General features: G+C 70.9%; 23 protein-coding genes and 1 tRNA gene. 17 read left to right on the plus strand and 7 right to left on the minus strand.

The genetic code is table 11. From position 1 onward, the window contains the following. Window positions 1–137: 137 nt before the first annotated feature. Window positions 138–842, minus strand: a complete 705-nt coding sequence (locus VJ693_RS15710) for a GntR family transcriptional regulator (RefSeq protein ID WP_324155593.1) — start codon at window positions 840–842, stop codon at window positions 138–140. Between the two features lie 112 nt (window positions 843–954). Here VJ693_RS15710 and VJ693_RS15715 point away from each other — a divergent pair, with 112 nt between their 5' ends. Both VJ693_RS15715 and VJ693_RS15720 read left to right on the plus strand, forming a co-directional pair. Continuing rightward, complete coding sequence (locus VJ693_RS15715; RefSeq protein WP_324155595.1) at window positions 955–2001, plus strand: aromatic ring-hydroxylating dioxygenase subunit alpha; 1047 nt, start codon at window positions 955–957, stop codon at window positions 1999–2001. Beyond that, window positions 1998–2975, plus strand: coding sequence for a PDR/VanB family oxidoreductase (locus tag VJ693_RS15720; RefSeq protein WP_324155596.1), 978 nt, complete (start codon window positions 1998–2000; stop codon window positions 2973–2975). The genes VJ693_RS15715 and VJ693_RS15720 overlap by 4 nt, the downstream gene beginning before the upstream one ends. Here the strand turns inward: VJ693_RS15720 and VJ693_RS15725 are convergent. From VJ693_RS15725 to VJ693_RS15735, 3 genes are read right to left on the minus strand one after another with little or no spacing between them, the layout of a single operon-like run. Beyond that, entirely contained in the window at window positions 2949–3974 is a 1026-nt protein-coding gene (locus VJ693_RS15725; protein WP_324155598.1) for a DUF1839 family protein, read from the minus strand. The two genes, VJ693_RS15720 and VJ693_RS15725, sit on opposite strands and share 27 nt — an antisense overlap. Before the next feature lie 4 nt (window positions 3975–3978). Beyond that, window positions 3979–4890, minus strand: coding sequence for an amino acid--[acyl-carrier-protein] ligase (locus tag VJ693_RS15730; protein WP_324155600.1), 912 nt, complete (start codon window positions 4888–4890; stop codon window positions 3979–3981). Window positions 4891–4894: 4 nt separating this feature from the next. Next, window positions 4895–6070: an acyl-CoA dehydrogenase family protein gene (locus tag VJ693_RS15735; RefSeq protein ID WP_324155601.1), complete on the minus strand. Its 1176-nt coding sequence runs from the start codon at window positions 6068–6070 to the stop codon at window positions 4895–4897. Between the two features lie 128 nt (window positions 6071–6198). On the opposite strand from VJ693_RS15735, the gene VJ693_RS15740 reads away from it, so the two are divergent. The 5 genes from VJ693_RS15740 to VJ693_RS15760 all read left to right on the plus strand — a co-directional run bounded on the left by VJ693_RS15740 (window position 6199) and on the right by VJ693_RS15760 (window position 10863). Next, complete coding sequence (locus tag VJ693_RS15740) at window positions 6199–6879, plus strand: hypothetical protein (protein ID WP_324155603.1); 681 nt, start codon at window positions 6199–6201, stop codon at window positions 6877–6879. Between the two features lie 57 nt (window positions 6880–6936). Further along, the gene (acpS, locus tag VJ693_RS15745; protein ID WP_324155604.1) at window positions 6937–7410 is read left to right on the plus strand and encodes a holo-ACP synthase; all 474 of its coding nucleotides are present in this window, start codon (window positions 6937–6939) and stop codon (window positions 7408–7410) included. A gap of 11 nt (window positions 7411–7421) precedes the next feature. After that, window positions 7422–7673 (plus strand): acyl carrier protein, encoded by a 252-nt coding sequence (locus VJ693_RS15750; protein WP_324155606.1) that lies wholly within the window; start codon window positions 7422–7424, stop codon window positions 7671–7673. A 156-nt stretch (window positions 7674–7829) separates the two neighbouring features. Next, window positions 7830–10364 carry a glycoside hydrolase family 2 protein gene (locus VJ693_RS15755; RefSeq protein WP_324155607.1) on the plus strand — a complete coding sequence of 845 codons (2535 nt, stop codon included), beginning with the start codon at window positions 7830–7832 and terminating at the stop codon, window positions 10362–10364. Between the two features lie 151 nt (window positions 10365–10515). Continuing rightward, window positions 10516–10863, plus strand: coding sequence for an EF-hand domain-containing protein (locus tag VJ693_RS15760; protein WP_324155609.1), 348 nt, complete (start codon window positions 10516–10518; stop codon window positions 10861–10863). Window positions 10864–10865: 2 nt separating this feature from the next. Here VJ693_RS15760 and VJ693_RS15765 read toward each other — a convergent pair whose 3' ends face one another. Together VJ693_RS15765 and radC are read right to left on the minus strand one after the other, a co-directional pair. Continuing rightward, window positions 10866–11501 carry a Smr/MutS family protein gene (locus VJ693_RS15765; RefSeq protein ID WP_324155611.1) on the minus strand — a complete coding sequence of 212 codons (636 nt, stop codon included), beginning with the start codon at window positions 11499–11501 and terminating at the stop codon, window positions 10866–10868. 18 nt (window positions 11502–11519) lie between these two features. Next, complete coding sequence (gene radC / locus VJ693_RS15770) at window positions 11520–12194, minus strand: RadC family protein (RefSeq protein ID WP_324155613.1); 675 nt, start codon at window positions 12192–12194, stop codon at window positions 11520–11522. A 471-nt stretch (window positions 12195–12665) separates the two neighbouring features. On the opposite strand from radC, the gene VJ693_RS15775 reads away from it, so the two are divergent. The 6 genes from VJ693_RS15775 (at window position 12666) to VJ693_RS15800 (ending at window position 20421) form a co-directional block, all read left to right on the plus strand. Then, window positions 12666–13109 carry an FKBP-type peptidyl-prolyl cis-trans isomerase gene (locus VJ693_RS15775; protein ID WP_324155615.1) on the plus strand — a complete coding sequence of 148 codons (444 nt, stop codon included), beginning with the start codon at window positions 12666–12668 and terminating at the stop codon, window positions 13107–13109. Window positions 13110–13111: 2 nt separating this feature from the next. Beyond that, a complete protein-coding gene (ispH, locus tag VJ693_RS15780; protein ID WP_324155617.1) occupies window positions 13112–14083 on the plus strand; it encodes a 4-hydroxy-3-methylbut-2-enyl diphosphate reductase in 972 nt (323 codons plus the stop codon). 138 nt (window positions 14084–14221) lie between these two features. After that, the gene (gene serS, locus VJ693_RS15785) at window positions 14222–15517 is read left to right on the plus strand and encodes a serine--tRNA ligase (protein WP_324155619.1); all 1296 of its coding nucleotides are present in this window, start codon (window positions 14222–14224) and stop codon (window positions 15515–15517) included. Next, window positions 15514–19830 (plus strand): DEAD/DEAH box helicase, encoded by a 4317-nt coding sequence (locus VJ693_RS15790; protein WP_324155620.1) that lies wholly within the window; start codon window positions 15514–15516, stop codon window positions 19828–19830. The genes serS and VJ693_RS15790 overlap by 4 nt, the downstream gene beginning before the upstream one ends. A gap of 62 nt (window positions 19831–19892) precedes the next feature. Beyond that, window positions 19893–19984: transfer RNA gene (locus VJ693_RS15795), tRNA-Ser, on the plus strand. 149 nt (window positions 19985–20133) lie between these two features. Beyond that, window positions 20134–20421, plus strand: a complete 288-nt coding sequence (locus tag VJ693_RS15800) for a hypothetical protein (protein ID WP_324155623.1) — start codon at window positions 20134–20136, stop codon at window positions 20419–20421. 16 nt (window positions 20422–20437) lie between these two features. Here the strand turns inward: VJ693_RS15800 and VJ693_RS15805 are convergent, their stop codons facing one another. Further along, window positions 20438–21565, minus strand: coding sequence for a polyamine ABC transporter substrate-binding protein (locus tag VJ693_RS15805; RefSeq protein WP_324155625.1), 1128 nt, complete (start codon window positions 21563–21565; stop codon window positions 20438–20440). A 177-nt stretch (window positions 21566–21742) separates the two neighbouring features. Here VJ693_RS15805 and VJ693_RS15810 point away from each other — a divergent pair, with 177 nt between their 5' ends. The 4 genes from VJ693_RS15810 (at window position 21743) to VJ693_RS15825 (ending at window position 24186) form a co-directional block, all read left to right on the plus strand. Continuing rightward, window positions 21743–22111: a hypothetical protein gene (locus VJ693_RS15810; RefSeq protein WP_324155626.1), complete on the plus strand. Its 369-nt coding sequence runs from the start codon at window positions 21743–21745 to the stop codon at window positions 22109–22111. Window positions 22112–22172: 61 nt separating this feature from the next. Continuing rightward, complete coding sequence (locus VJ693_RS15815; protein WP_324155628.1) at window positions 22173–22694, plus strand: tetratricopeptide repeat protein; 522 nt, start codon at window positions 22173–22175, stop codon at window positions 22692–22694. 125 nt (window positions 22695–22819) lie between these two features. After that, the gene (locus VJ693_RS15820; RefSeq protein ID WP_324155630.1) at window positions 22820–23377 is read left to right on the plus strand and encodes a Spy/CpxP family protein refolding chaperone; all 558 of its coding nucleotides are present in this window, start codon (window positions 22820–22822) and stop codon (window positions 23375–23377) included. Window positions 23378–23463: 86 nt separating this feature from the next. Next, on the plus strand, window positions 23464–24186 hold the full coding sequence (locus tag VJ693_RS15825; RefSeq protein WP_324155660.1) for a response regulator transcription factor: 723 nt from the start codon (window positions 23464–23466) through the stop codon (window positions 24184–24186). The last annotated feature ends 1 nt before the right edge of the window (window position 24187 follow it).

Raw genomic sequence — 24187 nt, forward strand, 5'->3', positions numbered from 1 at the left:
GACGATCAGCGTGGCGCCGAGGTGGACGATGCGCCACCAGCCATGCAACCAGCGCCACGCGGCGCGGCGCAGATCCGCCATCGCCCCGGGCTCGTGTGCCGTGAATGCCATGGCGGGATCATAGGGGCGCGCCGAGGCTACGCTGCGACGCCCGGCTCGAGGCCAAATAGGGCGCCATAGCGCAGGCCGATGTAGGCATGCTCGCGCATCAGCATCTCGACGCGCGCCGACTCGCGCCGCTGCAGCGCCTCGAACACGAGCTGGTGCTGGGCCTGGGCGAAGTGCAGCTTCTGGTACTCACGGTCGAGCGCGGTCGGGTCGATCGTGATCGAGTCGGCCGAGGCGAAGGGCAGGTGGTTGTTGCGGGCGATCGCATCGGCGATCACCTGGCTGCCGGTGGCGCCGACGATGGCGGTGTGGAAGCGGTGGTTCAGCGCCGCCCAGCCGCTGACGGCATCTTCGTCGAGCCGGCCCTTGCCGAGCAGGCGCTCGCCGTCGGCAATGCATTGCCGCAGCGCCGCTTCCACCTCGGGCGGCATGCCGCGCTCGGCCAGGCGCCGCGCGGCCAGGCCCTCCAGCGCGCCGCGCACCTCGACCGCGCACTGCACGTCGGCTTCGGAGAAGGCGCGCACGACGAAGCCGCGCTTGCCGGTCAACTGCAGCAGCCCCTCCTGCGCGAGCGTGCGAAACGCCAGCCGCACGGGGGTGCGCGACACGCCGAGGGCCGTGGCCACCGGGATCTCGGCCAGCCGGGTGCCGGCGGGGTAGCGGCCTTCGATGATCAGCTTGCGCAACGTCGCGACGACGCTGCCGCTGTCGGCGCCGGGAAGAAGGTCAGGCATTGTCTGGTTGGGCTATGCGGGATCCAATATGGCAGATATTCTGGCATTAAATAGCCAATGTTGGCCATAATTGGATCCAATTCAACGACCACCCCGACCTGGAGACAAGCCGATGTTCCCGAAGAACGCCTGGTACGTGGCCTGCACGCCCGACGAGATCGCCGACAAGCCGCTCGGCCGCAAGATCTGCAACGAGCCCATCGTGTTCTACCGCGGGCAAGGTGGCGAGGTGGCCGCGCTCGAAGACTTCTGCCCGCACCGCGGCGCGCCGTTGTCGCTGGGCAAGGTGATCGACGGCAAGCTGGTCTGCGGCTACCACGGACTGGAGATGGGCTGCGACGGCAAGACGGTGGCGATGCCCGGCCAGCGGGTGCGCGGCTTCCCGGCGATCCGCAGCTACCCGGTGGTCGAGCGCCACGGCTTCATCTGGGTCTGGCCGGGCGACGCGGCACAGGCCGACCCGGCGGCGATCCACCCTCTCGAATGGGCCAACCACCCCGAGTGGGCCTTTGGTGGCGGGCTGTACCACATCGCCTGCGACTACCGGCTCATGATCGACAACCTGATGGACCTGACGCACGAGACCTACGTGCACTCGACCAGCATCGGCCAGAAGGAGATCGACGAGGTGCCGTGCACGACGCGCACCGAGGGCGACGAGGTGGTCACCAGCCGCTTCATGAACAACATCATCGCGCCGCCGTTCTGGCAGATGGCGCTGCGCGCCAACGGCCTGCCGGACGACCAGCCGGTGGACCGCTGGCAGATCTGCCGCTTCTCGCCGCCCAGCCACGTGTTGATCGAGGTGGGCGTGGCGCTGGCCGGCCAGGGCGGCTTCGAGGCGCCCGCGTCGGTCAAGGCCTCCAGCGTCGTGGTGGACTTCATCACGCCCGAGACCGAGACCTCGATGTGGTACTTCTGGGGCATGGCACGCCGCTTCAAGGTGGGTGATCCGGCCTTGACCGCGAGCATCCGCGAAGGCCAGGGCAAGATCTTCGGCGAAGACCTGGAGATGCTCGAGCGCCAGCAGCAGAACCTGCTGGCCTGGCCGGACCGCAACCTGCTCAAGCTCAACATCGACGCCGGCGGCGTGCAATCGCGCAAGGTGCTTGAGCGGCTGATCGCCGCCGAGCAGGGTACGACTGCGGAGGTGGTATGAGCGTGGCAGGTGCCCTGCGCGTGCGTGTCGCCGGCAAGAGGGCCGAGGCAGCGGGCATCTGCAGCTTCGAGCTGGTCGAGGCCGAGGGCCGGCCGCTGCCGTCGTTCTCGGCCGGCTCGCACGTGGACGTGACGGTCGGCGACCCCGCGAACCCGATCACGCGCCAGTACTCGCTGTGCAACGACCCCGCCGAGAGTCACCGCTACCTGATCGCGGTGCTGCACGATCCGGCCGGCCGCGGCGGCTCGGCGGCGATGCATGAGCGGGTGCAGGTGGGCGATGTGCTGACCATCAGCGCGCCGAAGAACCACTTCGCGCTGGCCCACGACGCGAAGCGGCACCTGCTGCTGGCCGGCGGCATCGGCATCACGCCGATCCTGTGCATGGCCGAGCGGCTGGCGGCGACGGGCGCCGAGTTCGAGTTGCACTACTGCACCCGGTCGCGCGAGCGCACGGCCTTTGCCGAGCGCATCGCCGCCTCGGCCTTTGCGCCGAAGGCCGCGCTGCACTTCGACGACGGCCCGGCCGGGCAGAAGTTCGACATCGGCGCGCGGCTGGCCAAGCCGCAAGCCGGCGAGCACCTCTATGTCTGCGGTCCCAAGGGCTTCATGGATGCCGTGCTCGGCACCGCGCGGGCCAACGGCTGGCCCGAGGCGCAGCTGCACTACGAGTTCTTCGCCGCCGAGCTGGCGCCCGTGGCGGGCGATGCGAGCTTCGAGGTGCAGATCGCGAGCTCCGGCCGCATCGTCGTCGTGCCGAAGGACAAGACGGTGGTGCAGGCGCTGGCCGCGGCCGGCGTCGAGGTGCAGACCTCGTGCGAGCAGGGCGTGTGCGGCACCTGCATCACCCGCGTGCTCGCCGGCACGCCCGACCACCGCGACCTGTATTTCACGCCCGAGGAGCACGCCGCGAACGACCAGTTCACGCCGTGCTGCTCGCGCTCGAAATCAGCGAGGCTGGTGCTCGACCTGTAGGGCGATTACGTCGCCGAGGGCGGCCATGCCCTCGTCCCAGGCCTCGACCATGCCGCCGAAGAGGGCGCCCAGGTCGGCCGGCTTGCTCGAGGTGACGACCCGTGCACCCTTGAGGATGAAGGTCTTCGCGCCGGCCGAGAGGCGGTCGAAGGCGTCGATCGCGCGCTGCTCGGCGGGGCTGGGCGCATCGCTCATCCACTGGATCCAGCGGGCGGTCAGCTCGGCGGCCGCGCCGAGCTGCCGCGTGCCGGCGAACGCCCAGGCGTGATAGTGCTCCAGCCCACGCTCGCGCATCACGGCCAGGTCGCGCTCGAAGGCCTCGGCGAAGCGGCGCACCGGGTTCGTGGCCGGCCGGCGCGCGTACTGCTCGGCGAGGTCGGCGCGCGCCGCGGCGCGCAACTCGGCCAGCGGGCGGATCACGCGCCGGTCGGAGCGGATCACTTCGGCGAACAGCGGCAGGTAGGCCGGGTCGTCGGGCTTGCCGAAGCGAAAGGTCTCGTCGAAATCCTCGCCATCGAGCGCGAAGCAGCCGGCGTTGTGGAAGTAGGTCAGGCGCCGCGCATCGAGGTCGATGTCGGCCAGCACGATGGTCGTCTTGCTGTGCTTTTGCCGGTAGTCGGTGCCGGCGGTGTCGGGCAGCCAGAACGAATCGGCCTCGACGCTGACGAGCTTGCCGTGGGCCAGGTGCTCCAGCGCATGGTCGGCCAGCGGGCGCCAGATGGTGAGCTCCTGCACGTCGATGCCGTACAGGCGCCGCAGTTGGTCATGCGAGGGCTTGAAGAAGGTCCACTGGTCGCCCTCGAAGTCGATCGGCAGCGTGTGGCCCAGCATCGCATGCGGGTCGCCGCCGAGCGCGTGGACGAGCTCGATCCACAGGTCGATGTAGCAGTTCTTCTCGGGCCACTGCGCGCTCTCGCCGTGCAGCGCGTGGCGCTGGTAGGTGGCCGGGTCCAGGCCTGGCAGGGCGCTCGCGCGCCGGCGGACGTCACTCAGCGCCACGGCGTCAGGGCCAGAGTTGGGCGCGGACGTCGGCCGGCCACTGCGCCGGATCCAGCCCGTGCGTCTTCAGCAGTGCGAGCGTGCAGCGCTCGAGCCCGAAGCCCAGGCAGGCGGTGTGTGCGACCGCGCCGTCGCCCTGGCGGATGCCGTACTTGCCGGTGAAGTGCTCCTGGTGCCAGTTGAACGAGCAGATCGCGGTCGGCTTCTCGAGCGAGATCACCGGCACCATGATCTCGAACTTCAGCCGCTGCTCGCGCTGGCTGGTGGCCATCATCTTGCCGGCGCGGCCGAAGAAGGGGTCGTTGGCCACGTCGCTCGCCGCCGGCAGGCCCAGGCCCTGCAGCAGCGTCAGCCCACGCTGCAGCCAGCCATCGCGCCAGGCTTCCACCGTGTCGGGCGAGCCGACGCGGATGAACTCGCGCATGCGGAAGGACTGCAGCCGCGTCGGCTCGTCCGACGGCTCGTGGCGGTAGCACCAGTTCTTGACCGTCACCAACCGCCCGCCCTCGGGCAGCAGGCCGCTGAACACCGGGTAGACCGGGTAGCAGGCGGCGGGCAGCAGCATCACCTCGGTGATGTCGAGCAGGTCTTCCCAGCGCTCGCCCTTGGCCACGCGCTCGGAGAGCTCGCGCGCCTGCAGCTCGTTGCCGAAGAAGCTGTGCACGCTGCCGGCGAGCTGGGGGAAGTTGTCGAGGTAGCCGAGCGTCTCGATCATCTGCCGCGCGACGATGGGCGGGAAGGTGAGCGCCTCGGCGCCGTCGCCGGCGGCGTTGCGCATCACCAGCGCATCGAAGCGCTCGAGGATGTCCTCGAAGACGGCACCGCGGCCGTAGCCGCCCTTGATCGTGGTCGGCACGATCAGGCCGGCGGCCACCAGCTCGGCATGGAATTCGGCGGAGTCGTAGGTCTTGCTCATCGGGTCATTCGTCCTTGAAGACCAGTAGCATCGCCGCGCTCTTGGCTGCGATGCGCTCGTTCGAGATCATCAGCGAGGCCGACAGCGCGTCGCGGTAGGCGCGGCCCATCGCGAACGGGCTGTCGTTCTTGTAGCCGAGGATGCCGACGATCTGCAAGGCGCCGTGCACGATGCGCGGCGCGGCGTCGGAGCAGGCCGTTTTCAGGCTGTTCATCTTCAGCGCCCAGCCGATCTTGGGCAGCTCTTCGGCCCCGGTGCCGGCGGCGGCGATCGCATCGAACTCGTCGGCCAGCCCCTGCCAATGGTGGCGCATGGTCTGAAGCTCGACGCTCAGTTCGGCCAGCGCGACGGCCGTCGGCGGCGTCGTGCCCGGGTTCTTGCGGGCCACGCTGCGCACGTAGGTGGCGGCCTTGCCGTGCGCGCCGGCGGCGATGCCCCACCACAGCGACGACCACAGGATGTGCGAGTACGGCACCATCGATTGCGCCGCGATGTCGCCGAAGGACACCGGCATGATCTGCTCGATGGGCGCGCCCGAGGTGAGCTTGAAGCCCGGGCTCACCGTGCCGCGCATGCCCATGGTGTCCCAGGTGGTGGTCTGCTCGAGCGTGTAGTCGCCCTCCTGCAGCAGCACCAGGACCTGGTCGCTCGCGCCCGCTTGCGCGTCGCGCCGCGCGGTGACGACGATCACGTCGGCGTCCGCGCAGTACGAGCCGGTGGTCGCCTCCTTCACCAGCGTGAAGCGATCGCCTTCGCGCTGCACCGCGCAGATGCTCGAGCGCGTGTCGCCGAAGGTGCCGACCTCGGAGGTGATCGACGCGATCAGCCACTGGCGCTCGACCAGGTCGCGCATGAACTGGAGGAAGAACGGGCTGCCGCCATGGTGGCGCGCGATGCAGCCGAGCTGGTTGTAGTGCATCGCCAGCACCATCGCGCTCGAGCCGCAGACCTGCGCCAGCGTGCTGACCAGCGTCCCCAACTCGCGCATCGTCAGGCCGCTGCCACCCAGGTCCTTCGGCACCAGCGCCGAGAAGGCGCGCGCCTCGCGCAGCGCCGCAACCACCTCGTGCGGGAAGCGCGCCCTGGCGTCGACATCGTCGGCGTGCTTGGCGGCCACCTCCTGGGCGATGCGGCGCACGGCCTCGTTCAGAGTGGCGAAACTGGGTGCAGTCTGGCTCATGGTGAGGTCGCGATGAATCAAAAGGATGGGCGACGAATCCGTTATCGTCGCCCGCGAGCATGCGAAACAAAGTGTCTCATGGCGAAACTCGAAATCACGCTGTGCCAACCCCCCAAAAACGTTTGGTCTTGATCTTCCTTCATGGCTTGACCATGGATCCGGCGGTGCTGCGGCCGATGGTCGATGCCTTGGCCCTGCCGATCCCGGCGCTGTTCCCCGAGGGGCCGGTGCGCAACGACGACGGCAGCCGCTCCTGGTGGGCGGTGGATCCGGCACACCGGGCCGCGCGCCTGGCCGCCGGCCCGAGCGACCTGTTCGATCGCCACCCCCGCGAGCGCCCGGCCGCGCGTGCGGTGCTCGCCGCCGCGCTGGCCCGCGCGCGCACCGAACACCCCGGCTGCGGTTTCGTGCTGGTGGGCTACTCGCAAGGCGGCATGCTGCTGATGGACCACCTGTTGGCACAGGGCGATCCGGGCGTGATGGCGGACATCGCCGGCGTGGCGCTGCTGTCGTCGACCTGCATCGCACTCGACGAATGGCTGCCGCATGTCGAGCGCCTGCGCGGCCTGCCGGCGCTGGTGACCCACGGCCGCGCCGATGGTGACCTGGCCTTCAGCGCCGGCGAGCGGCTGCGCGACCTGCTGCAGGCCGCCGGGGCGCAAGTGACCTGGTTGCCCTTCGACGGAGGCCACGAGATGCCGCTGGTCGTGTGGCGCGCGATGCGCCGCTTCGTGCTTGGCCTCGCCAGTGGGACCGGGCGCGCCGGCGCACCCCCCAAGAACCAGGGAGATGCGCCCCAGGACGCGTGAACTATGCCCGGCGCGCAAGTGTAGAAACGGCACCCGCCGCTATGATTCGGCGACCCTATGCCGGACGCCCACGACCTCATCGACCAGCTCACGCCGGTGCTGCCCGCGCCGGCCGCCGGCGTGCGCGTGGGCATCGACACCGTCAGCGTGGCGGCCATCGCCGATTCGCTGGCCCGCTTCGGCGAGCGCTTCACGCGGCGCCTGTTCACCGCGGCCGAAGTGGCCGATGCCGGCGCCGTGCACGGCGACACCGCGCTGCACGAGCGCCTGGCGGCGCGCTTCGCCGCCAAGGAGGCCGTGATCAAGGCGCTGGACTGGCCCGAGGCGGGCGTGGGCTGGCGCGACATCGAACTCACCCGCGGGCCCGGCGGCCGCCCCGCGCTCGCACTGCATGGCCGCGCGGCCGCGTTGGCGCAAGGCCAGGGCGTGCGCGACTGGGCCGTGTCGATCAGCCACGAGGGCGGCCATGCCTGCGCCGTGGTGGTGGCCCTGACGACCCGAACCGATTCAACGCCTTCCGATTCCGATTGACCCGAGAGACCATGAGCGACACCGTCACCCGTATCCGCGCCATCCTGGCCCAGCACGCCCGCCTCGCGAAGGATGCCGCGACACTCGCCGACGACGCCGATCTGTACCAGGCCGGCATGAGCTCGCACGCCAGCGTCAACGTGATGCTGGCACTCGAAGGCGCGTTCGACATCGAATTCCCCGACCACATGCTCACCCGCAGCGTGTTCTCCAGCGTCGGCGCGATCCGCTCGGCGGTTGAGGAACTCACTGCCCGCGCATGAACGAGCCCCCACGCCCCCTTCCGGGGGCTGCCCCCCGAGGGGGCTCGCGCAGCGGACCGGCACAGCCGGATCCGCGCACGCCACTTGAAGGGGGCGGCGCTTCGCGCGCCCGGCGTGTGGGGCATGAGTTGGGCGAACCGCGTTCGAGACTCGGTCATGCGGGCTGCTGGACATAGAACGCCGCTGGCCGGCGCCTGGGCGCTGGCGCGCGGCGAGCCGGGTGGCGAAGCGCCGGGCGACGCGGCCTGGCTCGACATTCCCGAGCCGATGCCGGTTGCAGCAGCGCTGGCGGCGACCGGCCACTGGAGCCTCGACGGGCCGGTGCGCGACTTCGATCGCGAGTGCTGGTGGTTCCGCTGCCGCTTCGACGCGCCCGCCGGCTGGGCCGTGGCCGGTGGCACGCTGGGGCTGGACGGCCTGGCGACTCTCGCGACGGTCTGGCTCAACGGCGAGCGGCTGCTGGAAAGCCGCAACATGTTCCGCGCCCACGCGCTGCCGCTCGGCGTGGATGCCTTGCGTGCGCAGGGCAACGAGCTGCTGATCCGCTTCGACCCGCTGGCCGATGCACTGGCGCAGCGCCGCCCCCGGCCGCGCTGGCGCTCGCCGATGCTGGCGCAGCAGCAACTGCGCTGGTGGCGCACGACGCTGCTGGGGCGCACACCGGGCTGGTCGCCGCCGGCGGTGGTGGTCGGGCCGTGGGGCCGCGCCTGGCTCGCAGTGGCCGATGCGGCGCGGCTGGTGTCGATCGAGCTGCAGCCGCGCCTGGTCGGCCGAGCTGGCGAGCTGGGCGTGCGCTGCAGCTTCGCGCCGGGCGCCGGCATAGAAGCGCTGCGCCTGACGCTGGCGCACGGTGGCCGTACGCACGACGCGGCGCTGCAGCGCGATGACAGCCGCGACACCTGGCAGGGCCTGCTGCACATCGACGAGGCCGAGCCCTGGTGGCCGGCCACGCACGGCAAACCGGCACTTCACGCAGCGCGCCTGCTGGTGCGCGCATCGAACGGCGCCGAACGGTCCATCGAGCTCGGCGCGATCGGCTTCCGCTCGGTCGAGCTCGACACCGCCGGCGGCGGCTTCGGCCTGTGCATCAACGGCGAGCCGGTCTTCGCCCGCGGCGTCTGCTGGGTGCCGCTGGACACGCTGCGCCTGCACGCCGAGCCCGCGCGCTACCGCGAGGTGCTGACGCGGCTGCGCGATGCCGGCGTGAACCTGATCCGCGTCGGCGGCACGATGGCCTACGAGGCGCCGGCCTTCTTCGACCTGTGCGACGAGCTCGGCCTGATGGTCTGGCAGGAGCTGATGTTCGCCAACATGGACTACCCCGGCGACGATGCCGGCTTCGCCGCCGAGGTCGATGCTGAGCTCGCCAGCCAGCTGCCCGGCTGGTCGCGGCACGCCAGCGTCGTGCTCGTCTGCGGCAATTCCGAGGTCGAGCAGCAGGCGGCGATGTGGGGCGCCGGGCGCGAGCACTGGCAGCCGCCGCTGTTCCATGAGCGCATCGCCGCCGCGGTGAAGGCCGCGCTGCCGAACGTCGCCTGGTGGCCCTCCAGTGCGCATGGCGGCGCATTCCCGTTCCAGCCGAGCGCGGGAACGACCTCGTACTACGGCGTGGGCGCCTACCGCCGCCCGCTGGCCGATGCGCGGGCCAGCGGCCTGCGCTTCGCGAGCGAGTGCCTGGCTTTCGCGCAGGTGCCGCCCGATTCGACGCTGGCCCGGCTGCGCGCGCTCAACGGCGATCAGCCGCTGCGCCCGCCGAACCCGCTGTGGAAGTCCCGCGCGCCACGCGACCTGGGCGCCGCCTGGGATTTCGACGACGTGCGTGACCACTATGTGCACGAGCTCTTCGGCGAGGACCCGCAAGCCCTGCGCATGAGCGACCCCGCGCGCCACCTGATGCTGGGGCGCGCGGCTGCGGTGCAGGCGGTGACCGGCGCCTTCAGCCAGTGGCGCAGCGCCGGCTCGGCCTGCCGCGGCGCGCTGGTCTGGTTCCTGCGTGACCTGTGGGCTGGTGCCGGCTGGGGTTATCTCGACGACCAAGGCCAGCCCAAGGCGGCCTTTCACGCCCTGACGCGCGTGTGCCAGCCGCTGCACCTGGGCGTGACCGACGATGGGCTGAACGGCCTCACGCTGCACGCGGTGAACGAGCACGCCCGGGCCCACGACGGCAGCTTGCGCGTGGTGCTCTACCGCGAGGGCGAGTGGCCGGTGGCCGAAGCATCGCGCGCACTGCGCCTGCCGGCGCGCTCGACCCAGTCCTGGCCGCTGACCGACTGGCTCGAGGGCTTCACCGATGCCTCGTGGGCTTACCGCTTCGGCCCGCCGCCGTCCGACGTGCTGGTGCTGCACTGGCAGGGCGATGCGGGTGAAGCCGAGCGGGTGCATTTCATCGACACCGGCGCGCTGCGCCGCGCCGAGCTCGGCCTCACGGCCGAAGCCCAGGCGGCCGGCGATGGCCGCACGATCGAGGTTCGATTGCGCGGCCGGGCCGCCGTGCGCGGCGTGCACTTCGAGGTCGATGGCTGGACACCGGACGACGAGTTCTTCGACCTGGCTCCCGGCACCGAGCGGCGCGTGCGTTTTCACCCCTGGCCGGGCCAGGGGCTCCGGCCATGGCGCGCCACGGTCAGTGCGGTCAATGCGTTGGCGCCTGTTGCTGTGCCGCTGCGGCCGGCCGGCGCGATGAAGCCCTGATGGCGGCACAAGCCCCGGGCTGTGTGAATCGGCAAGCGTTCGCAAGCGAGGCGGCACGCAGGTAAGCCGGGAAACGCCCGGCAAAAGGCCTGGAAAGCGTGGGTGGCTTGGCTAGATTGGGGCCTTCTTCAACCGACTGAGGAGTTGCTCAATGCAAAGCCGCAACCGCGTTCGCGCGTCTTCGAAACTGGTGCTGGCCAGTGCCTTCCTGGCACTGGGCACGCTGGGCACCCTGGCCGCCCACGCGCAGGCAACGCAGGGCCAGGCGCCCGCCGCCCAGGCCCCGACCGACCCGGCCAACCTGCCGCCCACGGCGGCCGGCCCGGACAGCGGCCCGTCCGGACTGTTCGCCAAGGCCGACACGAATCACGACGGCAAGCTGTCGCGTGAGGAAAGCAAGATGCTGCCGGCGATCGCCGACAAGTTCGACATGATCGACAAGGACAAGGACGGCTCGTTGAGCCTCGCCGAGTTCACCGTCGGCATCAAGGCCAAGTAGCGCTACTTCGACCCCAGCAACACAACCAGTGCACCGGCGCCGCCCTGCGGCCCCGGCGCCTGGGCGAATGCGATCACTTCACGCCGCTGCGCCAGCCAGCGCTGCACTTTGGCCTTGAGCACCGGTGCCTTGCCGGGCGAGCCATGGCCCTTGCCGTGCACGACGCGTACGCAACGGCGACCCTGCTGGTGAGCCTGGCGGATGAAGCCGGCAAGCGCCTCGCGCGCTTCGTCGCGCCGAAGTCCGTGCAGATCGATCTGGCCCTGGATGGCCCATTGGCCGCGGCGCAGCTTGTTCAGCACGTCGACGCCGATGTCCGGCCGCCGGAAGCTCAGGCCGTCGTCGGTCAGCAGCAGCGATTCGATGTCGACCTCATCCGACAGCGCCTCGCGCAGCGCGGCCTGCTCGTCGAGTGCGCGCTGGCGCGGCTCCGGCGCGGGCGGCGGCCGGGTCGAGGCGGCCTTGGGCGCACTGCGCACCGGCTTCACCGGCCCGACGGCATGGGCAAACGCGTGCCGTTCACGCTCGCGCCGAGCGGCTTCGGCGGCTTCCTTCGCGCGGATCGCCGCGGCTTCGGCCTGGGCCGCGCGCATCGCATCGCGCAGGGCGCCCAGGTCTTTCAGGCTGTTGGACTTCACGATACCGGGATTGTCCCGCTACAGCAGCCCCCGCTCGGCGAAGCTGACGACCTGCCCCTGGCCGACGACCAGATGGTCCAGCACCCGCACGTCGACCAGCGCCAGCGCGCTCTTGAGCGACTGGGTCAGGAACTCGTCCGCGCGCGAGGGCTCGGCCAGGCCCGAAGGGTGGTTGTGCGCCAGGATCACCGCCCCGGCGTTCAGGTCCATCGCATGGCGCACCACCTCGCGCGGGTAGACGCTGGTCTGCGTCAACGTGCCGCGAAACAGCTCGCGCCACTCGATCAGCCGGTGCTGGCTATCGAGGAACAGCACTGCGAAGACCTCGTGGCCGAGGCTGGCCAGCTGCAGCGCGGCGAAATCCTTCACCTTGGCCGGTGAATCGAACACCGGCCCGTGTCGCAGCTGCTGAGCCAACGCGCGCCGCGCCAGCTCCATCACCGCGCTCATCTCGGCGCGCTTGGCCGGGCCCATGCCCTTGATGCGCCGGAAGTCGTCGGCCTTGCCGTGCAGCAGACCGGCCACACCCTTGAAGCCGGCCAGCAGTTCCTCGGCCAGCGCGAGCACGCCCTTGCCCTTCATGCCGGTGCGCAGCAGCAGGGCCACCAGCTCGGCGTCGGCCAGCGCCGTAGGCCCGTGCGCGAGCAGCTTCTCGCGCGGCCGCAGCGCGGCGGGCAGTTCTTTGATCGTCATGAAGGGCCGCTCCCTCGCCGGCTCGTCAGGTTGGAGCCCGAAGGCTAGCAAGCACCCCGCCACCCGCGCGACCCCCCATTGGTGGGATGGGCCCGTCGCCCGGCCGTTCGGTCACGCGTCACGGTGGCGTCAGGCGGTTCGCGCGCTTCACTGCGAGAGCCTCGGCAGAAGTGCCGAGAACGACGTACGAGCCGTCCGCGGCCCAGAGCATGGCCTGCGGGGGGCGGGATGTGTTGGTGCCGCAGCCGCCGTCGCCACCCTCCACACGGTGGTGATTCACCGCCTCGGCCGCACCGTCCGCGGTCCGGTGCTTGGCGTCCCACGGCGCACGGGCCCAGCCCACCACGTCGCCGCGGGCGCGCCCCGGGCCCCGTCCAGCGGCGTGAAGCGGTACGGCGTTTGAGCCTGCGCAAACGTGGGGCACTGGGCATGTCAGCCCATGGCAGTCCCGTCGGCCGATAAAATCGCGCGGTGAACACCGTCCAACAAGGGTCCTTCCTGACCCTGCACTACCGCCTCGCCGGCCCCGATGGGGCGGACGTGGTCAGCACCTTCAACGACCAGCCCGCCACCCTGTCGGTCGGCGCGGGCCAGCTGGCGCCCGCCATCGAGAGCAAGCTCATCGGGCTGGAGGAGGGCACCGAAGCCACCTTCGTGCTGGCGCCCGGCGAAGCCTTCGGCGAGCGCAATGCCGAGATGCTGCAGCGGGTCAAGCGCAGCCTGCTGGCCGAGCACGGCGACCCCGAAGCCGACTACCACGTCGGTGATGTGGTCGAGTTCCCGACCCCCGATGGCACCGGCCGCTTCGCCGGCGTCGTGCGCGAGTGCGGCGACGACTGGCTGCTGTTCGATTTCAATCACCCTCTCGCGGGCCAGGCGGTGACCTTCCAGGTCCGCCTCATCGGCGTTCTCTAGCCATGGCGATCCAGCCCCACGAGGTCCTGCTGGCCGAACCGCGCGGTTTCTGCGCCGGGGTCGACCGGGCGATCGAGATCGTCGAACGCGCGCTGAAGAAGTTCGGCGCGCCGATCTACGTGCGCCACGAGATCGTCCACAACACCTACGTCGTCAACGACCTGAAGGCCAAGGGCGCGATCTTCATCGAAGACCTGGCCGACGTACCGCCCGGCGCGACGCTGGTCTTCTCGGCCCACGGCGTGCCGAAGGTGGTGCGCACCGAGGCGGCCAAGCGCGGCTTCCGGGTCTTCGACGCGACCTGCCCGCTGGTCACCAAGGTGCACGTCGAGGTGGCCAAGCTGGCGAAGGAGGGCTACGAGTTCATCATGATCGGCCACAAGGGCCACCCCGAGGTCGAGGGCACGATGGGCCAGCTGCACGAGGGCATCTACCTCGTCGAGGACGTGGCCGACGTGGCCACCGCGCCCGTCACCAAGCCCGACCGCATCGCGGTGGTCACGCAGACGACGCTCAGCGTCGACGATGCGGCCGAGATCCTGGCCGCGGTGAAGGCGCGCTTCCCGCTCGTGCGCGAGCCGAAGAAGCAGGACATCTGCTACGCCACGCAGAACCGGCAGGACGCGGTGAAGTTCATGGCGCCGCAGGTCGACGTGGTCATCGTCGTCGGCAGCCCGACGAGCTCGAACAGCAACCGCCTGCGCGAGCTGGCCGAGCGGCTGGGCACGCCGGCCTACATGGTCGACGCGGCCGAAGACCTGCAGGAGGCCTGGCTGGACGACCGCCCCCGCGTGGGCCTGACGGCCGGCGCCTCGGCGCCCGAGGTGCTGGTCAACGCCATCGTCGAGCGGCTGCGCGCGCTGGGCGCCGTGTCGGTGCGCCGGTTGCCGGGCGCCGAGGAGCACATCGAATTCCCGCTGCCCAAGGGGCTGGGCGACAAGTCGATGGCGGAAGTGAGCTCCTCCCGATCCTGACGGCGCTTCGTTCTCGATGCGAACGGCGCCCATGGGTCTCATGAGGCGCCGTTTAGCTTCGGCATCACGTCGCCGCGCGACACGAGGCTTCACTGAAGCTTCGCTTTCTACAATGCCCCGTCTTTCCGAAAGCCCACCATGCTCGACATCACCCTGCTGCGCAAGGACCTCGACGCCGTCGTCGCGCGGCTCGACACACGCAAGGCCCCGCAACCCTTTCTCGACGTGCCGGCCTTCACGGCGCTCGAAGCCGAACGCAAGCGCCTGCAGGTGCGCACCGAGGAGCTGCAGGCCCAGCGCAACAGCATCTCCAAGCAGGTCGGCCAGGCCAAGGCCAAGGGTGAAGATGCCTCGGCCCTGATGGCCCAGGTGACCGGCATCGCCGACGAGCTGAAGGCCGGCGCCGAACGGCTCGATGTGCTGCAGTTCGAGTTGTCGCAGTTGCTGATGGGCATCCCGAACCTGCCACACGAGAGCGTGCCGGTCGGGGCCGACGAACATGCCAACATCGAGGTGCGGCGTTGGGGCGACCCGCGTCCCTTCGACTTCGAGGTCAAGGACCACGTGGATCTCGGCGCCCCGCTGGGCCTCGATTTCGAGACCGGCGCCCGCTTAAGCGGCTCGCGCTTCACCTTCATGAAGGGCCCGGTCGCCCGCCTGCACCGTGCGCTCGCCCAGTTCATGCTGGATGTGCAGACCCAGGAGCATGGCTACACGGAGTGCTACACGCCCTACATCGTCAACCGCGAGGTGCTCGAAGGCACGGGCCAGCTGCCCAAGTTCAAGGAAGACATGTTCTGGGTGCTCAGAGGCGGTGATGAGGAGCAGGCCGAGCAGTACCTGATCTCGACCTCGGAGATCTCGCTGACCAACACCGTGCGCGGCGAGATGCTGCAGGCCGACCAGCTGCCGATCAAGCTCACCGCGCACAGCCCTTGCTTCCGCTCGGAAGCCGGCTCGGCCGGGCGCGACACGCGCGGCATGATCCGCCAGCACCAGTTCGACAAGGTCGAGATGGTGCAGATCGTGCACCCCGAGAAGAGCTACGAGACGCTGGAGCAGATGACCGGCCACGCCGAGGCCATCCTGCAGAAGCTCGAGCTGCCGTACCGCGTGATGCTGTTGTGCACCGGCGACATGGGCTTCAGCGTAACCAAGACCTATGACCTCGAAGTCTGGCTGCCGGCGCAGGGCACCTACCGCGAGATCAGCTCGTGCTCGAACTGCGAGGCGTTCCAGGCCCGCCGCATGGGCACGCGCTTCAAGAACGCGCAGGGCAAGCCGGAGCTTGTGCACACGCTGAACGGCTCGGGCCTGGCGGTGGGCCGCACGCTGGTGGCGGTGCTCGAGAACTACCAGAACGCCGACGGCTCGATCACCGTGCCGGCGGTGCTGCGCTCCTACCTGGGCGGGCAGACGCGCCTGGTCGCGTGACCGAGGCCGGCGCCTCACCCGACCGGCTCGGCGCGCTGGCGCCGGTCGAGCGTGACGCGCTGGCGGCGCTCGCGCTGGGCGCGGCGCCGCGGCCGCGCGGCTGGGTGGCCGAGCTGCTGGCCCACCCGGCGGTGCGCGAATCGGCCCGCGTGAGGCCGACGATCGATGAGGTGCGGCTGGCGTTGGCGCGCCTGCACCAGGGCGGCTGGATCGAAAGCAGCGAGCGCAAGCCGGGCTTCTGGCGCGTCGTGGCGCCGGTGCTGCCGGCCGTGCTGGAGCGCCTGTTCGAGCGCGTGCCGGCGCCGGTGCTGCGCGAGGCCCTGGCCCATGCCGACCACTACGCACCGCAGGCGGCCGTCAGCCGCATCACCGGCGAGCGGGTGCCGACGCTCGAAGCCGCGTTCGCGCTGGTCCGCCTCGAGCTGCTGGCCGGCATCTCGACCGAAGCGCTGCAGGCGCTCGATCGCCGCATGCCCTGGGGCGTCGAAGCCTTCACGCTGGTCGAGACGGCCCTGGACCACGCGCTGAGCGACGTGCTGTTCGCGCGCCTGTCGGTCGATTGGCAGCTCAACGCGATGCTCGCTGCCTGGCGGGCCTGGGTCGGCACCTGGCGGTCAGTGGAGGGCTGGTCGCTTCGCGCATTGACCGAGCGATGGCTCGCCGACCATTCGGCCACACCGGCGCTGATGCACGGGGCGGAGCTGTTGCGCTGGACCTTCGCCGACTACCTGCTGTGTGCCGGCGAGCGCGAGGCACTCGAAGCGCTGCTGCATTCGGCGCCCGAAGTGCCGCCGCAGATGCCGCAGATCACGGCCGGCCGTGACACCTTCACCGCCGCCCTGGCGGCCCAGGCCGGGCGCTGGGCCGAAGCCGAGACGGGTTTCGACGCCGCGCTGGCCACGCTGCGCCAGACCAGCCGCAAGCGCAACAACCTGCTGTCGCACCGGACTGGCTTGCTCTACGTGGCCAGCCTGCTCGGCCAGCGCAACGCGGCGGCCAACACCAAGGCACTGAAGTTCTGCCTGGCCGAGGGGGGCAAGCGCGAGCCCGTGCTCGACACGCCCTACGGCTACGTGGCGCTGGCGCTGCAGATGCACCTGGGCGAGGTGCCGCGCAACCTGGCGCCATTCCTGCCCTCGCGCTACAGCGTGCCGGGCCACGCCTCGCCGCTGGACTTGTGGCGCTGGCTGATGCGGGCCTGGCTCAAGCAGGGCGCGCAAGCCGAGCCGCTGTCGGCCGCCGAGGCGCAAGCCGCCGGCGCGCTGAAGGCCCAGTTGCGCGACGCAGGCCTGGCGCGGCTCGAAGCCGAGCTGGATGCAGCGATGCAGGTGCTGGCTGGCGAGCCGGCGCCGCCCTGGTTCTTCGTGCCCGGCCCCGAGGCGCCGTGGCAGGCGGCGCTGAGCGCCCTGGGCGCGGTGGCCTTGGCCGGATCGCCCGAGTCGGCTCCTGCCGCCGCCCGCGAGGCCGTGCCGACCCGGCTGCTCTGGCTGCTCGATGTCGACGGCCAGGGCCGGGTGATCGACCTCGTGCCGCACGAGCAGAAGCACGGCGCGCGCGGTTGGGGCAAGCCCAAGGAGGTGCCGCTCGCGCGCCTGCAGCGCGGCGCCGCCGCCTTGGCGCCGCACGATGCCGCGGTGGTGGCGGCCATCCGCCACGAGAGCTACGGCCGCGATTGGCGGCTCGACGTCGCAAGCGCCGTCGCCGCGCTGCCCGGGCACCCGGTGCTGGCCTTCGCCGACGCGCCGGAGCAGTTGATCGAGCTCGCCGAGGCCGGGCCCGAGCTCGACGTGGTCCAGCAAGGCGACAAGCTGCGCGTGCGCATGCTGCCGACGATGCACATCGGGCACGATGCCGCGGCGCCGCGCTGGGCCGGCAGCGCCGCCGAGCAGAAGGAGCTCGATGCGCTGCGCCTGGTCTGTATCGTGCGCGACACGCCGCAGCGCGCGCGCCTCGTGCGGCTGACGCCGGCGCAAAAGCGCGTCGCCCAATTGCTGGGCCCCGAGGGGCTCGAGATCCCGCGCGAAGGCGCGACGCAGCTGCAGCAGGTGCTGGCCGGCCTGGGCACGCACTTCCGCATCCATGCCGACGACGGCGCCACCGCGCAGGCCGCCCGCGAGCTGCCGGCCGCGGCGCGGTTGCGCGCGGAGTTGATGCCGGTCGGCGCCGGCCTGCAGCTGCGCCTCGTCGCCGCGCCCTTCGGCGACGAGCACCGCGCCGATGGCCCGCGCCTGGTGCCCGGCCATGGACGCGCCCGCATCGTCGCCACGCTGCGCGGCGAGATGCTCGGCGTGCAGCGCGACCTCACGGCCGAACTAGCCCACCTGGAAGCGGTGCTCGACGCCTGCCCTTGGCTGCCGCCGCCCGAGCCCGGCGCGCCCTGCGAATGGCAGCTCGACGACCCCGAGCAGGCGCTGGCGCTGGTCGAGGCATTGCACCGGCTGGCCGGCGCGGTGCAGATGGACTGGCCGCAGGGCCGTGCACTGCGCGTCGAATCCGCCGGCCTCGCGCAGCTTGCGCTGCGCGTGCACACGCGCCAGGAGTGGCTCGCGGTGCAGGGCGAACTCCAGTTCGACGAAGGCCTGGTGCTGGGCCTTCAGCAGCTGATCGGCGCGGCCGGCAGCGGCAGCCGCTTCGTGCCCCTCGGCGAAGGTCGCTACGCCGCATTGACGCAGGAGCTGCGCGACCGGCTGGCCGACCTCGCTGCCGTGGCCGAAGCCCACCGTGCCAAGGGCGACGACCTGGCGGCGCTGCGCATTCCCAGCGTCGCGGCCCCCTGGCTGCAGGAGGTGGTGCAGGGTGCCCAGGTCGACTATGACGCCGGTTTCGCCGCGCAGTTGCGCCGGCTCGATGAGGCGCGAGGCCTGGTGCCCAAGCTGCCCGCCACGCTGCAGGCCCACCTGCGGCCCTACCAGGAAGAAGGCTTCGAATGGGCGATGCGGCTGGCGCATGCCGGCCTCGGCGCCTGCCTGGCCGACGACATGGGCCTGGGCAAGACGCTGCAGGCGCTGGCCGTGCTGCTGGCGCGCGCCGGTGCCGGGCCGGCGCTGGTGGTGGCACCGACCTCGCTGATGGGCAATTGGCGCGCCGAGGCGCGGCGCTTCGCGCCCAGCCTGTCGGTGCAGATCTATGCCGAGGGCGGCGCACCCGGCGAGCGCCAGGCGGCGATCCAGGCCGCCGGGCCGGGCCAGGTGCTGCTGGTGTCGTACCCGATGCTCCAGATCGACGCCGAAGCCTTCGCCAGCCGCGACTGGGCGACGCTGGTGCTTGATGAAGCGCAGGCCATCAAGAACGCGGCAGCCAAGCGCAGCCAGGCGGTGTTCGCGCTGCAAGCTCACTTCCGCTTCGCGTTGTCCGGCACGCCGATCGAGAACCGGCTCGGCGAGCTGTGGTCGATCATGCGCGCCTGCAACCCCGGGTTGCTCGGCACCTCGGCGCGTTTTGCCGAGCGTTTCGCCGGCCCGATCGAGCGCCAGCGCGACAAGGCCGCGCAGCGGCAGTTGAAGCGCCTGATCGCACCCTTCGTGCTCCGGCGCACCAAGGCCCAGGTGCTCGACGACCTGCCGCCGCGCACCGAGCTCGTGCTGCGCGTGCAGCCCGACGAGACCGAGGCCGCGCACTACGAGGCGCTGCGCCGCGATGCGCTGATCGCCGCCGAGCGCAGCCTCGAAGGCGACGCACCCGGCCAGGCCCACCTGAACGTGCTGGCCGGCCTGACACGATTGCGCCGCGCCGCCTGCGACCCGCGCCTGGTCAGCCCGCACGTCAGCGCCAAGGGGGCCAAGGTGCAGGCCTTTGCCGAGCTGGCCGCCGAGCTGGTGGCCAACGGCCACAAGGCGCTGGTGTTCAGCCAGTTCGTCGACTTCCTCGCGCTGCTGCGCGAGCCGCTCGATGCGGCCGGCATCGCCTACCAGTACCTCGACGGCAGCACGCCCGCCGCCGAGCGCACCAAGCGCGTCGATGCCTTCCAGGCCGGCCAGGGCGAGCTGTTCCTGATCAGCCTGAAGGCCGGCGGCTTCGGCCTGAACCTGACGGTGGCCGACTACGTGGTGATCGCCGACCCCTGGTGGAACCCGGCGGCCGAGGACCAGGCCAGCGGCCGCGCCCACCGCATCGGCCAGCAGCGCCCGGTCACCGTCTACCGCCTGGTCAACCAGGGCACGCTGGAAGAGAAGATCCTCACGCTGCACCGCGACAAGCGCGAACTCGCCGACCTGCTGCTCGAGGGCACCGACGGCGCCGCCCGCATCCCGCCGGCCGACGAGCTGCTGGCGCTGATGCGCGCCGACGACGAGGTGGCCCGCCTGTACGAGTGAGCACGCCTTTCTGGGCTAGAATGCGCGGCTTCACCCAGTGACCACGGGTGCCAGAGAGTTCAGGAAAGGTGGCAGAGTGGTCGAATGCACCGGATTCGAAATCCGGCATACGGGTCCTCCCGTATCGGGGGTTCGAATCCCCCCCTTTCCGCCAGAACGATCCCCTTGCCACGCCAACGCGTGCAAGGGGATTTTTCTTTGCCGCCGGCCATCCCCAATTCAAACGACGGCCGCCCCCACTTCGGGGGAGATACAGGCGGCGCGCCGGTGCGAACAATGGCAGGGCCCTGTCATCTGCCCGTCATGCGCTACCTGTTTCTCGACAAGCCGACCAGCCGTCTCACCGCCCGCCAGTGGCTGGCAATCGGCCTGGGGTTGGCGCTCGTCGAGGTGGTGGGGTTCACCGCCTATGTCATGCGGCCGGTCGACAAGGGCCTGACGATCGGGCTGGCCGATCCGCATGCACAGTGCGTGGCGCGCGGCACGGCGCAGTTCGACGTGCGCCGCGAATGGCCGACGACGCACGACGGGCGCGACGCGCACGCGCTGATCACCTCGCGCTGCACGCTCGACCCCGGCTCGTTCCAGTGAGGCGCCGGCTGGCTCGTCAGCGCCCTGCCTTGAAGGCTGTGAAGACGCGCGTCTGCACGCGGCGGATGTCCTGCGGCACCGCATCGGGCGCCGTCATCCGGGCCATGTCGTCGGCGCCGAGAAAGATGGTCCGGTTCGCCGCGACGTCCTTCTGCACGAAGGGCAGCGAGGCCTTGTTCGGGTTCGCGTAGAAGACCTTGTTGGTCAGGCTCGCGTGCACCTGCGGCCGCAGGATGTAGTTGATGAACAGGTGGGCGTTGTGCGGGTGCGGCGCATCGGCGGGGATCGCCATCGTGTCGAAGAACAGCGTCGAGCCCTGCGGCGGCACCAGCGCCTCGATCACCTGGCCCGATTTCGCCTCGATCGCCCGCGCGCGGGCGATGTTGATGTCGCCCGAGTACCCCATCACCGCACACAGCGAGCCGTTGGCCAGGTCGTTGATGTAGCCGGACGACGAGAAGCGCGTCACGTAGGGCCGCACCTTCTTCAGCAGTGCGGCGGCGTCGTCGTAGTCGGCGGCGACGCGGCTGTAGCCGGGCTTGCCCGCGTGCAGCATCGCCACCGGCAGCACCTCCGACGGTGAGTCGAGGAAGTTGACACCGCAGGCCTTGAGCTTGCTCGCGTACTTCGGGTCGAAGATCAGGTCCCACGGGTTCGCCGGCAGCGGCTGGCCACCCAGCGCCCGCTCGACTTTCGGCCGGTTGATGCCGATGGTGACGTAGCCCCACAGCCAGTCGACGAGGTACTGATTGCCGGGGTCGACCTTGGCCAGTTGGGCGAGCAGCGCGGGGTCGAGGTTGCCCCAGTTCGTCAGCAATGAGCGGTCGAGCTTGCGGAACAGGCCGGCCTCGATCTGCTGCTTGGCGAAGTGGGCGCTGGGCACGACGATGTCGTAGCCGCTGCGCCCGGCCACCAGCTTGGCATGCAGGATCTCGTTGGCGTCGTAGTTGTCGTAGCGAACGACGATGCCGGTCTCGCGCTCGAAGTTCTTCAGCGTGTCGTCGGCGATGTAGTCCGACCAGTTGTAGACGTTGAGCACCTTGGGCTCGGCGGCGTCGGCGCCGTGCGCGGGCCGGGTGTACAGGTACAGCGCGACGCCGATCGCAGCGGCGGCGATGGCAATGAGCGTGCGGGCGTGTCGCATGGCGCGTCCCTCTTGATGGCGTGTGGTGGCCCTCGGGCAAGTATGGCCGATGCAGGCCGGAAAAGTTCCATCAGGTGCAGCCCATGCCGCCGAAGCGACGGCCTGTCGCACGTGGCGTGACTTCGCACGGCCGCTGGCGAGACTGCGGACCTTCAAAGACTCGATTGGAGGTTCGTCATGTCCCGATTCATCGTGGCGCTCGCCGCGGCCTGCCTGGCGGCGTCGCTGGTTCCTGTCGTTGCCCGGGCCGCCCCGGCGGAAGAGGTCGAGGTCGTCGGCCGCAGCGCCCGCGCGCTGGGCAGCGACGAGTTCGCGGCCGTGCGCGGCGAATACCTGCTGGCCGACGGCAGCCGGCTGAGCGTCGAAGGCGTGCGCCACCGGCCCACGGTGGCGCTGGGCGATCAGGCGCCGGTGCGTCTGCTGGCCGCCGGGCCGAACCAGTTCGTCAGTGCCGACGGTCGCCTGTGGTTGGAGTTCAACGGCCACGCCAACGGCAATGTCGACGCCGTGAAGGTGACGGTGCTGAGCCAACAGGCACGACGCTGAATCAACCTTGCGCCGCCATCACGGCACTCACCGGGAGGCAAGTCTTTCCCAGGAGGTCGTGATGACGAAGACGACGGATACGCGCCCGGCGCTGCGGCGGGCATGGTTGACGGCGCTGCTGGCCCTGGCGCCGGCGCTCGCCTGGGCCGCCGGCGGCGGAGGCGGGGGTGCGGGCGGGGGCAACAGTGGCCCGCCGGGCGCGAGCGACCCCGACTACGCGGCGGCGGTCAAGGCCATCAAGGCCGGCGATTTCGCCGGGGCGATCCCACGGCTGAAGGCCTATGTCGGCCGCGTGCCGAACGACGCCTATGGCGAGAACTGGCTGGCCTACGCCTACCGCAAGTCCGGCCAGCTGGATGCGGCCTTCGAGCACTACGACAAGGCGCTGGCGATCGACCCGAACCACCTCGGGGCGCACGAGTACGCCGGCGAGGCCTACCTGATGGTCGGCAACCTCGCCAAGGCCGAGGAGCACCTGAAGGCGCTCGACAAGCTGTGCTTCTTGCCATGCGAGGAATACACCGACCTGAAGAAGGAGGTGGCCGCGTACAAGGCGCGCAACGGCGCGACAGCGGCCCGATGACGGTGGCCCGCTGACCCCGCCGCGCGGCGCGCGGTTTACGCATCTTTACGGGGCCGGAAAACGCATCTGACACGCGGGGCCGACCATTCCTGCACCTCATCCCCAAGGCAGGAAGGAACCCCTCGATGAAGCGCTTTTCGATCCCGCCGGCATGGCGGTACGTGGCCGTGGGCCTGGCGGTGTCGATCGCCGGCGCGTTCGGCGTGATCAACCTGGCCGCCGCCCATGGCCGGCCCGATGCGCCGCAGGCCGGCACGATGCGCGGCCCGGGCGGGCCCGGCATGCCGGGCATGGGCGGCTTGCCGCTCGGCGGCCCGATGCTCGACCGCATGCTCGACGATGTGCAGGCCACGGCCGCCCAGCGCGAGCAGTTGCACCAGATCGCCGATTCGGCCCGCGCCGACCTGCAGCCCACCGCCGAGGCGGCACGCGCCGACCACGCCCGCATGGCCGAGCTGTTCAGCCAGCCGGCGGTCGACCCCGCCGCCGTCGAGGCGCTGCGCCAGCAGATGCTGGCCCGGCACGACCAGGTCACCAAGCGCCTGAACGTCGCGATGCTCGATGCCGCCAAGGTGCTGACCGTCGAGCAGCGCCAGCAGCTCGCCGAGCGGATGAAGCAGCACGAGACGCGGCACGCCGGGCGCGCAGAGCCGACCGGCATGCCCGATGCCCCGCCCCGGTGACGCGAGGACAGGCCATGACGTATGCTCCCATGACGGCCCGGTCGCCGCGCACGGTGCGCGAAGGATTGATCGGCGCCGCTGCCGACATGAGCCCCGCCAAGCTGTTGCTGATCGATGACGACGCGCGCCTGACCGCGATGGTGGGCGACTACCTGCGCGGCCACGGCTTCGAGGTCGACACCGCCGGCTCGCTGTCCGCGGGGCGTGACCGGCTGCGCAGCGGCCTGTACGACGCGCTGGTGCTCGACCTGATGCTGCCCGACGGCGATGGCCTCGAGATGACGCGCGAGTTGCGCGGCGATGCCCGCACGCGCCGGCTGCCGCTGCTGATGCTGACCGCCCGCGGCGAGCCGATGGACCGCATCATCGGCCTCGAGATCGGCGCCGACGACTACCTCGGCAAGCCCTTCGAGCCGCGCGAGCTGCTGGCGCGCATCAAGGCCCTGCTGCGCCGCGCCGCGCCTGAGCCGTCGAACGACGAGGTGCTGCGCTTCGGCCGGCTCGAGATCGACCTCGGCGCGCGCGAGGCGCGGCTGGACGGCAAGCGCTGCGACCTGACCGGCCACCAGTTCGAGCTGCTGACGGTGCTGGCCCACAGCCCCGGCCGGGTGCTCAGCCGCGACCAGATCATGGACGCGCTCAAGGGCCACCCGATGGAGGCCTTTGACCGCTCGATCGACGTGCATGTCTCGCGCATCCGTGCGGTGATCGAGGACGACCCGAAGAACCCCAAGCGGGTGCTGACGGTGCGTGGCACCGGCTATGTGTTTGCCCGCAAGCAGGATCAGGAGTCGGCGGCGGGTGACTGAG

The organism is Ideonella sp., assembly GCF_035254525.1.
Lineage (GTDB): Bacteria > Pseudomonadota > Gammaproteobacteria > Burkholderiales > Burkholderiaceae_C > Ideonella.